This window comes from Halorientalis sp. (genome assembly GCF_028275115.1).
Taxonomy (GTDB): domain Archaea; phylum Halobacteriota; class Halobacteria; order Halobacteriales; family Haloarculaceae; genus Halorientalis.
The window spans coordinates 1-10,635 of sequence record NZ_JAQCNH010000074.1 but is presented as its reverse complement, the minus strand read 5'-3'; the positions used below and the strand labels follow the sequence as shown (position 1 = coordinate 10,635).

7 protein-coding genes and 1 pseudogene are annotated in these 10,635 nt (G+C 60.2%); 4 read left to right on the top strand and 4 right to left on the bottom strand.

What is annotated here, in order from left to right:
• The coding region (locus Q0964_RS09990; RefSeq protein ID WP_349254456.1) for a transposase at window positions 1-973 on the top strand (973 nt) is incomplete at its 5' end.
• Between the two features lie 55 nt (window positions 974-1,028).
• On the opposite strand, the gene Q0964_RS09985 is transcribed toward Q0964_RS09990, so the two are convergent.
• On the bottom strand, window positions 1,029-2,075 hold the full coding sequence (locus Q0964_RS09985; protein ID WP_299266735.1) for an outer membrane protein assembly factor BamB family protein: 1,047 nt from the start codon (window positions 2,073-2,075) through the stop codon (window positions 1,029-1,031).
• A 632-nt stretch (window positions 2,076-2,707) separates the two neighbouring features.
• Here Q0964_RS09985 and Q0964_RS09980 point away from each other — a divergent pair.
• Window positions 2,708-3,739: pseudogene (locus Q0964_RS09980) on the top strand (IS4 family transposase); the annotation flags it as partial.
• Here Q0964_RS09980 and Q0964_RS09975 read toward each other — a convergent pair.
• A complete protein-coding gene (locus Q0964_RS09975) occupies window positions 3,714-3,992 on the bottom strand; it encodes an NAD-binding protein (protein ID WP_299266726.1) in 279 nt (92 codons plus the stop codon). The pseudogene Q0964_RS09980 and the gene Q0964_RS09975 overlap by 26 nt on opposite strands.
• 468 nt (window positions 3,993-4,460) lie before the next feature.
• Here Q0964_RS09975 and Q0964_RS09970 point away from each other — a divergent pair, with 468 nt between their 5' ends.
• Together Q0964_RS09970 and Q0964_RS09965 are read left to right on the top strand one after the other, a co-directional pair.
• Window positions 4,461-5,165 carry a universal stress protein gene (locus Q0964_RS09970; protein WP_299266723.1) on the top strand — a complete coding sequence of 235 codons (705 nt, stop codon included), beginning with the start codon at window positions 4,461-4,463 and terminating at the stop codon, window positions 5,163-5,165.
• A gap of 167 nt (window positions 5,166-5,332) precedes the next feature.
• Window positions 5,333-7,606 (top strand): amino acid permease, encoded by a 2,274-nt coding sequence (locus Q0964_RS09965; protein ID WP_414652146.1) that lies wholly within the window; start codon window positions 5,333-5,335, stop codon window positions 7,604-7,606.
• Here the strand turns inward: Q0964_RS09965 and Q0964_RS18470 are convergent.
• Together Q0964_RS18470 and Q0964_RS09960 are read right to left on the bottom strand one after the other, a co-directional pair.
• Window positions 7,494-8,222 (bottom strand): CPBP family intramembrane glutamic endopeptidase, encoded by a 729-nt coding sequence (locus Q0964_RS18470; protein ID WP_414652145.1) that lies wholly within the window; start codon window positions 8,220-8,222, stop codon window positions 7,494-7,496. The genes Q0964_RS09965 and Q0964_RS18470 overlap by 113 nt on opposite strands.
• A gap of 784 nt (window positions 8,223-9,006) precedes the next feature.
• The coding region (locus tag Q0964_RS09960; RefSeq protein WP_414652144.1) for a potassium channel family protein at window positions 9,007-10,635 on the bottom strand (1,629 nt) is incomplete at its 5' end.

Here is a 10,635-nt window from a genome sequence, read left to right as displayed (position 1 = left end):
GTTTGGCGTCGGTGACGTACTCGAAGACCGGTACGACTTCGACCACAACGAGCGCGTCACGCTCGAGGTCCGTGGCAACCCGCAGTGGAACGGTGACGACAGTCGCTTGGAACTCATCTACGACGAACACGCTGCCCAGCTTCGTGTCCAGCATCCTGTCTGCATTCAACCAGACAACCTCAGAGAACAGCGGCAGGATGCGTTCACTCACACACTCAATAAGGAGAACGCGACGCAGGCAGCTGCCATCGACGTAGGTGCGAACAACACGTTGGCTGCCGTCACCGAAGGTGGTGAGACAACTGTGTACCACGCCCGCCCGGAGTTTGACCGGTTCCAGAGCTATTCCGACCGGATCGCCACACTCCAGTCGAAACTCCGAGAAGACGAATACACGAGCCGCCGTATCCAACGCCTGTACGATGAACGGTCACGAAAGCGCGACCACAGCCGTAATGCTGCGGTGAAACACGCCGCCGAGTGGCTCCTCGAATACAACGTCGATACCGTGTACGTTGGTGACCTAACCGATGTGCTGGACACTCATTGGAGTGCTGAGGTGAACGAGAGGAATCACGCCTTCTGGTCACACCGACAATTGCTGGAGCGGATAGAACTGACACTCGGCGATGGTGGGATTTGTGTTGCAGAAGTGAGCGAAGCCGATTCGAGTAACGAGTGTCCCGACTGTGGAAGTAGTGATGTGACTCGGAATGGTGATTCGTTCCGGTGTCACGACTGCAGCTTAGACGCACACAGTGACGTGGCAGGAGCGTGGAACATCCTGCAGTCCGAAGCAGGGCCGATGGCCCGGCCCGCTGCCCTGTCTGCTGAACGCGGCAGGGACGCACCCCAAGAGGGGGCGTACTGGCAGTGGAACGAACACGACTGGATACCCGCCGAGTTTGCGGAACAGTCCCGTTCACTCGACCAACCCAGCCTCAGCAAACCCGAAAGTTCACAGCCGGGGTAATCGACTGGGTGGATTACTCACGGAGGAATCCCACGACTTCAGTCGTGGGAGGAGGTCAATCAGAAAGTGCGTAGACGTTTCCGTCGCCACTACCGACGTAGACAGTATCATCACCCACTGCTGGGGATGAAAATATCGCTCCCCCAGTCTGGTGGCTCCACTGTTCAGAACCGTCTGCCGCTGACAGCGCGTACATGTTATTATCGAAGCTACCGATGTAGACAACGTCATTAACCACCGCTGGCGACGAACTGATTCTACCCTCAGTCTGGTAAGTCCACTGTTCGGAGCCGTCCGACGCTGACAGCGCATACACGGTGCTGTCGTAACTGCCGACATAGACGGTGTTCTCAACTACTGCTGGCGACGAAAACACTCTTGCCCCGGTCCGGTAGCTCCACTGTTCGGAGCCGTCCGACGCTGACAGCGCGTACACGGTGCCGTCGTTACTACCAACGTAGACAGTGTCGTTAACTACCGCCGGCGAGGAACCTACTCGAGCCCCAATCTGGGTGCTCCACTGTTCGGAGCCGTCTGCCGCCGACAGCGCATACACACGACCGGTACGCGTACCGATATATACAGTATCATTAATTACAGCGGGCGACGAATTTACTGTCGTGCTATCCGCGTCAAACACCCACCGCTCAGATCCGTCCGAGACTGACAGCGCGTACACATTGCCGACAGTGCTACCGATGTAGACGGTGCCGCTGGCAACCGCTGGCGACGAATTCACGACACCTCCAGTTTGGTAGCTCCACTGTTCGGACCCATCCGCCGCCGACAACGCATAGATGTTACCATCTCCTTCTCCGCTGCCGACGTAAACAGTACCATCGACCACTGCAGACGAGGAAATCACGCTTCCTTCAGTTTGGTAACTCCACTGTTCAGAGCCGTCTGCCGCCGATAGTGCATATATGTCACCATCTGCTTCCTGACTCCCTCCGCCGCCAACATAGACGGTATTGCCGACTCTTACCGGCGAGGACAAAACTCCCCGTTCGGCGGCGTTGAAACTCCATTGCTCGCTAATTGAACGTTGTGGACCAGTTGCGTCTGGCAACGCCCCAGTACGTGCAGGATTATGACGAAACATCGGGACCTCGGAGACAGAGCCTGACCGAGTCTGTTCATCGACGCTCAAGGAACCGTTGGAGTCTGGGTCCTCAGATGAGCTACATCCCGCCAGCCCAGCAATCCCACCGGCTCCGAGTGCACACAGCCATTCTCTCCGCGTTCTATTTTCCATAGTATGAATAACTAACTGACACCTAATATAAGCAAGAATACTACAATACTTGCTGGAGTCTTTTCTAACTGCGAGAATGTTAGTGAACACGTTGAGGCGAACATAATTTCAGTGCTAACGCACACAGTCTACTCGTCGCCGCGAGTGACAGCGAGAGTAGTGAATCTGGGGGGAATGGTGACTGTGTGACCTTGTCCGCTCGCGAGCGCGTCGAAGAACACGACAGCTATGACTCCGCTGGCGTGGTATACCTGCCCGACGCCGACGAGTAAGCCGCCGACAGTCGCGGGTCTCAAACTCGCCGATCCGGATCAGACTGCTGTATTGAATAGCGGTGTCCACCCGTCTTTAGCTAAGAGAGAAACCGTGTGACAGCAGCGACTTATCGAGGCTTCCTTTCGAGAGGAACGAGGAGGCGGCAAGTGTGCATCAAGACGCCTCCTCATCGAGAATCATGCGTCGGCTCATACACTGTTTCTCTCCGCGACCTCGTCGAGCACGGTCTCGACGAGGTCGATGTTCCCGACACTGTTGACGCTGATATCGACCGATTCAGGGATGTGATGATCGCCGATGGAACGGTGTTGCGGTTGCACGAGTTCCTCTCTGATGAGTTCCAAGCCCGTCACGAGGAGCAGGCTGGAGCGAAGCTCCACCTGCTCCACAACACCACCGATGAGACGGTTGAACGGATCGGCGTGACGGACGAGAAAACACACGACAGCACGCTGTTCAAAACGGGATCGTGGCTGCAAGGACGGCTCGTTCTGTTCGATCGAGCGTAGTTCAAGTACCGCCGCTTCGCGTTGATCGACGAGAACGACGGCTACTTCCTGAGTCGGCTGAAGAAGAGCGCGAACCCGGTGATAACGGAGGAATTGCGGGGATGGCGCGGCCGCGCCATTCCCTTGGAGGGCAAGCAGATCCACGATGTGGTCGATGACCTCTCGCGGAAGTACATCGACGTAGCGGTCGAAGCGGAGTTCAAGCGAGGCCAGTACGAGGGAACGCGGTCGCTGGATACGAAGCGGTTCCGCGTCGTCGGCGTCCGTGACGAGGACGCCGACGACTACCATCTGTACATCACGAACCTGCCGAGAGAGGATTTTTTCCCGGCGGATTTAGCAACGCTGTATCGGTGTCGGTGGGAGGTAGAAACGCTGTTTCGTGAACTGAAGACGCAGTACGAGTTGGACGAGTTCGACACGAGCGACCCGGATGTGGTGAAGATTCTGCTGTATGCGGCGTTGCTGTCGCTGTTGGTGAGTCGTGAGCTGTTGGATCTGGTCACCGAGCAGGCCGACGACGAGATCGTGTTTCCGCCGGAACGGTGGGCGGCGACCTTCCGGTCGCACGCCCAGTTTATGCTCCACGAACTCGGTGAGTATCTCGGATACTCGCCACCGCCGTTGCTGGAGCGGTTGATCGAGGACGCTCAGAAGATTCAGCAACAACGACCGGTCTTACAGGAGACGCTCGCTACCGCTATACAACCGAGATGTGAGTCTTAGCTAAAGACGAATGGTTCACATTGGTTCTATCGTCATCCGTACTGGCAACGAGCAACTCTGTTTTGACAATACCGGCTTCTTGAACTGTATCAGCCGTCGTTCCATCGCCTTCTGTCGTCAAAACGTCGGTCGAATAGGCGAGTTCCTTGATGATTTCAGGATCAATATCGACCAGAATAACCTCGTGGTCATCGGCGAGGCTGGCAGCAATATGTGAGCCGACTTCCCCGGCCCCCACGATAATTACGCGCATCGGGTCGTTTCGGAAGTGTTCATACTGGTATCTACCGGTTGAAGCATACAACAACCCCACAACTTGCGTGAACTGAATAGAGCGACTCGGGAGTGAGCCGTTCCCAGTTCGACGTGTCCTTCGACACACACCACTCTCTTTGTAGTAATAGAGACTTCAGCACGAATGCAGGAAGCTCCAACCGTCGAAAGGCTAAGCGAAACACCACAGATCTCGAAGCTCAGGATGATAGATACAGGTAGGGGTAATCATCGGGTTCCATAGATTCGTCTCGGCGGGATCACGCCCCGACAGTTTGCCGAGGACCGCTGAACACCGGCCGGCTACGATACCCTCTAAAAATGTGGATACAACGCCGTGGCATTCGGTCCGGAGTAAAGTTAGCCCGAATAGCAATTGCACGGCCGGCTCGTCATCTCGGAAATTGGGCGGCCACAAATATAACTGTGCGGGCAGTAGCCTTAGTATATGCCTCTGACCGATGGTTCGACGATTCTTGTGCCGGTCGACGTCTTGAACGACGAGCGCCCGGCGACGGACCTACTCACCATCTCCGATACGGTAACCCTCATTCTGCTCGGCTACTATCCAGTTCCTGACCAGGCGCCGCCAGCGCAACTCAAAGCGGACCACGAGGACGATGCGCAACGGCGACTGGAAAAACTCGCCGCGACGATTGACCGTGACGTGACCCAGCGCGTCGTGTTCACACACGACCGGGACGAGACGGTCGACCGCGCCGCCGAAGAGTACGACTGTGATGCGATTCTGCTGCCAGGGAGCCATACCGCCACCGACCGGGTGTTCGTCCCGCTTCGAGGCGACGACAACCTCGACCGTATCCTCTCGCTCGTGGCGGACCTCCTCCGGCGTGATGAGGCAACCGCGACGCTGTTTCACGCTGCAACCGCGGACAAGCAGGCGTACGGTCAGTCGCTGCTGGACGATGCGACCGATCGGCTCGTTGACGCCGGCATCGACCCTGCCCGGATCGACACGCGACTCGCGACGACCGACGACCCGGGGACTGCAATCGTCGAGTTAGCTCACGAGTTCGATATCCTCGTCGTCGGGGAGACGGAGCCGTCGCTGACCGATCGCATCCTCGGTCGGGTTTCCAACCGCATCGCCGACGACGTCGACCGCCCGGCGTTCGTCGTCCGCAAGCCGTAGCCGCGCGATTTATGTGCATCCGACCTACTGATTGAACCACTAACTGTGGCCGAGACCTCCATCGCGGGTGAGCACCCCGTGAACCGACGCGTCCCACCGCCCGCGAAGGGGATGAACCTGTGACCGAGGGAAGTTCACTCGAGCGGAATCTCGGGTTCACCGAAGCGATGACGCTCGGCGGCGGGACGATGATCGGGGCCGGCATATTTATTCTCCCTGGGTTGGCCGCAGAGGGGGCTGGCCCGGCCAGCTCGATTTCCTTCGGAATCGCCGGCCTCGTCGCCCTGTTGGCGGCGCTGTCGCTGGCGGAGTTGGCGACGGGGATGCCGATTGCCGGCGGCAGCTACCACTACGTCAATCGCGCGCTTGGCGGCCTGTTTGGCAGTATCGTCGGCTGGGGAATGTGGACCGGGCTGATGTTCGCCAGCGCGTTCTACATGATCGGCTTCGGCCAGTACATCGTCGTGCCGCTGCCGTTTCTGGACGGGCGGGCACTCATCGTGCTAATCGGGCTGGTCGGGCTCGCGGCGATTACCGGACTCAACTACTACGGAACCGACGAGTCCAGCGGCGCACAGAACCTGATGATCGGTGCCGAACTCGTCGTCGTGTTAGCGTACGTCGCGGTCGGTGTGTTCTTTATCGAGCCGGGGAACCTCGCGGCGTTCGCTCCGACCGGGCCGACCGGCATCGTCGCCACGACTGGGACGGTGTTCGTCACGTACCTCGGGTTCGAAATCATCGCCACGGTGGCCGGCGAAATCGAGGACCCGGGACGGCTGATCCCGCTGACGATGGTGTTGTCGGTGGTGGCGGTCACACTCCTGTACGTCGTGATCATGCTCGTCTCGACGGGCGTGGTCCCCTACCAGCAACTAGGCGGGTCGCTCGTCCCGGTGTCGGACGTCGCCGCGATCACGATGGGGGGTGCGGTCGGCGTCGCCGCGGTCACCGTCGCGGCCGCGGTCGCCGCCATCTCCAGTTCGAACTCCTCGATCCTCGCGGCGTCGCGGGTGATCTACGCGATGGGCCGGGACGGTCTGATGAGCGACCGCCTGAACGTCACCCACGACCGGTTCGCCACGCCCCACCGCGCGATCATCGCGACCGGTGGCGTGACCGGCCTCCTCGTCCTCGCTGGACTGCAGGTCGCCGAGATCGTCGCGCTGTTAGCGCAGGTGGCGAGCTTTAGCTTCCTCGTCACGTACGCGCTCGTCCACGTCGCGCTCGTCGTGTTCCGGCGTGTCGATCCGGAACCGTACGACCCGGAGTTCGAGATGCCAGGGGTACTGTATCCGGCAGTTCCTGTCCTGGGTGTCCTGATGGCTGGTGTGGTCATCTCCCAGATGCAGCCCGAGGTGATCGTGGTCGGGGTCGGGATCGTCGCACTCGGCGTCGTCTGGTACGGCGGGTATGCCCGCAGCCGGACCGTCGAGGACGGCCTGCTGGGTGAGGCAGTGCGGATCGCGTTCGAACCCGGGGGGATCGCGTTCGAGACGGTGGGCGGGCTGTTCGGGCGGGCGGAGCCGTCCGACGCGACGGCAGACGCACAGCCGTATCGCGTGGTCGTCCCGGTGGCGAACCCGACGACACAGCGACGACTACTCCGTCTGGCCGCGGCGACAGCCCGGGCCCACGCCGACGATGGCGAGCCAGAGCTAGTGGCGGTCCACGTCACCGAAGCGCGTCGCTCCCCCGACCAGAACGTCGAGTCGGACCGACTGAACGAACAGCGGGACCTCCTGACGGTCGCCCGCGGCGTCGCGGCCGAGATCGGGATCGACCTCGATACCCGTTCTGCCATCGCCGACGATCCGGGCGAGGTGATCCTCGAGGTGATCCGAGAGACGGACGCCGAGCAGGCGGTCCTCGGATGGCAGGGCGTGGTGGACGGCGACGACGACGGCGAGGTGTTCGGGTCGACGCTCGATCCCGTGATCGAGCGGGCGCCGTGTGACGTGGCGCTCGTCGAGTTCGAGCAGGAGGCGATCGGGAAGCCGGTCGCACTGGTCGACGCCGGGCCGCACGCGGCGACGGTCGCACAGCGAGCGGTCGACTTCGCGACGGTCGACGGGGAGACTGCGACCCTCCTCACCGTCCAGCGCTCGACCGACGATGTCGACCCGGTCAAGGAAGGACGACGGATAATCGGGTGGACCGCGAACCGGGCGGACCTCGATCCCGAGGAGTACGAGACGGAGGTCGTCATCAGTGACGATGTGTCGTCGGCAATCATCGATGCCGTCACGGGGTACGACACGGTGTGTGTCGGCCTCTCCGAACGGAGCGACGCAGAACGGCTCGAGTTCGGATCAACCGCTCGGCGGGTCAGCCGGGACGCCCCTGGCAACGTCGCGGTCGTTCGCGGGCGAGAACTACTCGAACCGGATAGCCGTGACCGAGCACTCGCCGACGTAGCGGCGGGCGAAGACGTTCCTTGATCTTGTCTGCCCACTTGTCCTGGAGTTTGGATTTGATCCTCGGAGCGACACCAACCCGTCCTGTACGCCACCAGAGATATTCCCGTATCCCGAGCGCGGCTGGAATCTGGAGTCCCGTCTGGATGAGCCCAGTTTGGCCAGTAAGCCACGCGGGGCCACTCACAGACAGTGGGACGACTAGTGATTGGTCGGGGGTCATCGGAACGACGTAGCCGGAAACGAAATTGAAGCCAGCATGGATACCGATAGGCAATCCGAGCTGACCCGACAGGAGATACGCAAGGCCGAGCAGAAAGCCGGCACTCAAGAAATGGATGCCAGCAACGAGCGTCGGTGCTGGATGGATAAGCCCAAACAGCAGTGCAGACACGCTCCACGCAGCAAGGAGCGTCGTCGTCCCAGACAACCATCGCAGATCTAATTCCTCGATAGCGTTTGTGAGTACGTATCCCCGAAAGACGTGTTCCTCTGCGATTGCGATACTCACGGTGATGACGATCGCTAGCCCAATGTTCTGAAGGTATGTACTACTGGGGGTGTATCTTAGGTTGCCGACTGTGATCCATCCGCTAATGATCCCCGGTCCCACCGCCGCTACCGGAATCGTCCCGCCCATAACTGCGCCTGCCAGCGCGTCACTCGCCCAGCGACGGGTGATTTGTAGCCCAAACGAACGAACGGGCCGTTTGTCCAGATACGTTGCTGCCCCGAACAGCAGTCCAAGTGTACAGCAGACGAGAAGCACACGAAGCGTGGCGGAGCGGAGCAGGCTGTCGCCCGATGGCCAGACGAGATTCGGCAAAGCCAGGAAAACACTGGCGTAGAGTATCAAAAACAGTTCCACGCGAACCAACGAGCGCGGCCGCTGTTCTCGCTCATTCCACGCGAGTAGACGAAGCCGACGGAAGTATTCCCGAATATACGGATGCATCGCAGCCTGCGGTCAAGCGATAGAGGTGAGCAAATATACGTCCCCGGTGTGGGTGACCTTTCGGTTCGTATTCTCACCGCGTGGCAGGATTGTCATACCACACACCCAACAACATCAATCCCGCCGGGACCAACGAGACGAGGCTACTTCCGACGATGCCTCGGTTCAGTGTCGTGACCGCAAAAGGAATATCGTTGCCCACCCAACCATTCCGGCTACGAATCCCAGAGCCGCCCGCCGGTTCCGATGTCGATACATCATCGCGCCAGCCGCATATCCGAGGCTACACACTCCGCTGAGAATGAGCCACGGTTCGGAGTAATTCGGCTCGGCTGAGCTCAAAAACAGGACCGAGATAGCGACACCGATCACGAGTGTAGCGCCTCCGATTATCCCGAGTACCGCTCTCGGAATATGTTTTTCAACGCTCATCTTCACTTACTAATGAGTGTATCCAGGTTTCTTTTGATCACGTGTAAAGTTCGGTGAACCGTTGGACCCCATCGTCGGCCCCGGCAATGATGAGTTCGTCCTCGTCTTCGATGCGGACTTCCGGACCGATGTCGGAGACTACCGTTCCGTCACGCTCAATTCCGACGATAGTACAGCCGGATTCCGACCGCACCTGCGCCTCTCCGAGCGTCTTTCCGACGAGCTCGGATGCGGGTGTGCGGACGACCTCCACGTGCTGGTCCAGCGAGAGAACGTCCTCCTCTTCCAGTATCTGCGACGCCAGCATTCGGCCGGTGACGGTCGCGAGTGCCAGTACGTAGTCCGCACCAGCCTGGTACATCTTCGGGATGCTCTGTGACTCCTCGACCCGAGCGATGATCTCCGCGTCGGCGCTTGAGTCCCGCACCACGAGGGCCGTGAACTCCGCTGTCGTGTCGTCGGGAAGTGCCAGAATAACTGCACTGGCGTCATCGATACCCGCCTCTCGAAGCGTCTCGGGCTCGCTTGCGTCCCCAACCACATCGACCCTCTCCAAATCAGTCTGGTCGACGACCGTGTACTGCACGCCGGCATCGGCGAGCGCGTCAGTGACGGTTCGACCGACCTCGCCGTGTCCAATGACGACCGTGTCACCCCGATCCAGCCGTCGCATCCCCGACCGCGTGAGGTCCTTGAGTTGTTCGAGCTGGGCTTCGCGACCGGTTGCCAGCAACACCGTGCCGTTGGTCAGCGTCGCGTTAGGATCGGGTGGTGTCTCGAACTCACCACGGAACCAGGCCCCGATGACGTTGACACTGGCCTGTTCACGGATACCACTCTCCGCGAGCGTCTTCCCGACGAGCTGACTCCCGCGGTGGATCGGAAATTCGGCGATTTCGAAGTCGTCGTCGATCTCCACCACCTCCTTCAGTTCGCTCGTGACCGACGTTGTCACCTTCGAGGCGAGACTCTGGCCAAGCAGCGGGCGCGGGGAGAGCACCTCGTCGGCGCCGGCGAGGCGGTGGTACGGTGCCCGGTCAGGCTCTTCGACGACGCTGAGTGTCAGGACGTCTTCGGCGATCTCCTGGGCGGTGAGCACGATGCTCGCGTCGACCTGATCCGACACGTCGGCGACGAGTGCCCTCGCGGCGGCGATATTCGCCTCTTCAAGCCCTGATGTCGACTCCGGGTCCGCTCGGATGACACGGTAGCCGTCCTCGTACAGTTCAGTCGCCCGTTCACGGTCCGGTTCCACGATGACATAGTCGACATCCCACGACTCCAGTTCGTCGATGAGAACGTCGGCACGGGGCGTGTACGTGCAGATCACTACGTGGTCTTCGAGATTACCGTCGACAGTTTTGGGGACAGTCGTCGAGAGAATGTCCTCAAGCAGCGGGAACGCGAGAACGGGGAAGGCCATGAAGATGAGCAGCGTCCCGAAGAGGTCCATGACGATTACGAGTACGTTCATTCCCGGGCTGATCCAGGGCGAATCCGAGCCGAACCCCGTCGTCGTGAACGTCTCGACGACGACCTGCAGGGAGTGGAGGAACGTCCTCGGCTCTCCCTCGTAGATCCGCATCCCGTTCTGATAAAGCACCGTGAACACGAGCATCGAGCCAATCAAGAGGAGCGAAGAGTAGACGGTACGACGCTGCCACTT

Coding starts and splice junctions, on each gene's coding strand:
- Q0964_RS09985 (WP_299266735.1), bottom strand. CDS start 2,075: ATGTTTCGTCATAATCCTGCACGTACTGGGGCGTTGCCAGACGCAACT.
- Q0964_RS09975 (WP_299266726.1), bottom strand. CDS start 3,992: ATGCGCGTAATTATCGTGGGGGCCGGGGAAGTCGGCTCACATATTGCT.
- Q0964_RS09970 (WP_299266723.1), top strand. CDS start 4,461: ATGCCTCTGACCGATGGTTCGACGATTCTTGTGCCGGTCGACGTCTTG.
- Q0964_RS09965 (WP_414652146.1), top strand. CDS start 5,333: ATGACGCTCGGCGGCGGGACGATGATCGGGGCCGGCATATTTATTCTC.
- Q0964_RS18470 (WP_414652145.1), bottom strand. CDS start 8,222: ATGGGCGGGACGATTCCGGTAGCGGCGGTGGGACCGGGGATCATTAGC.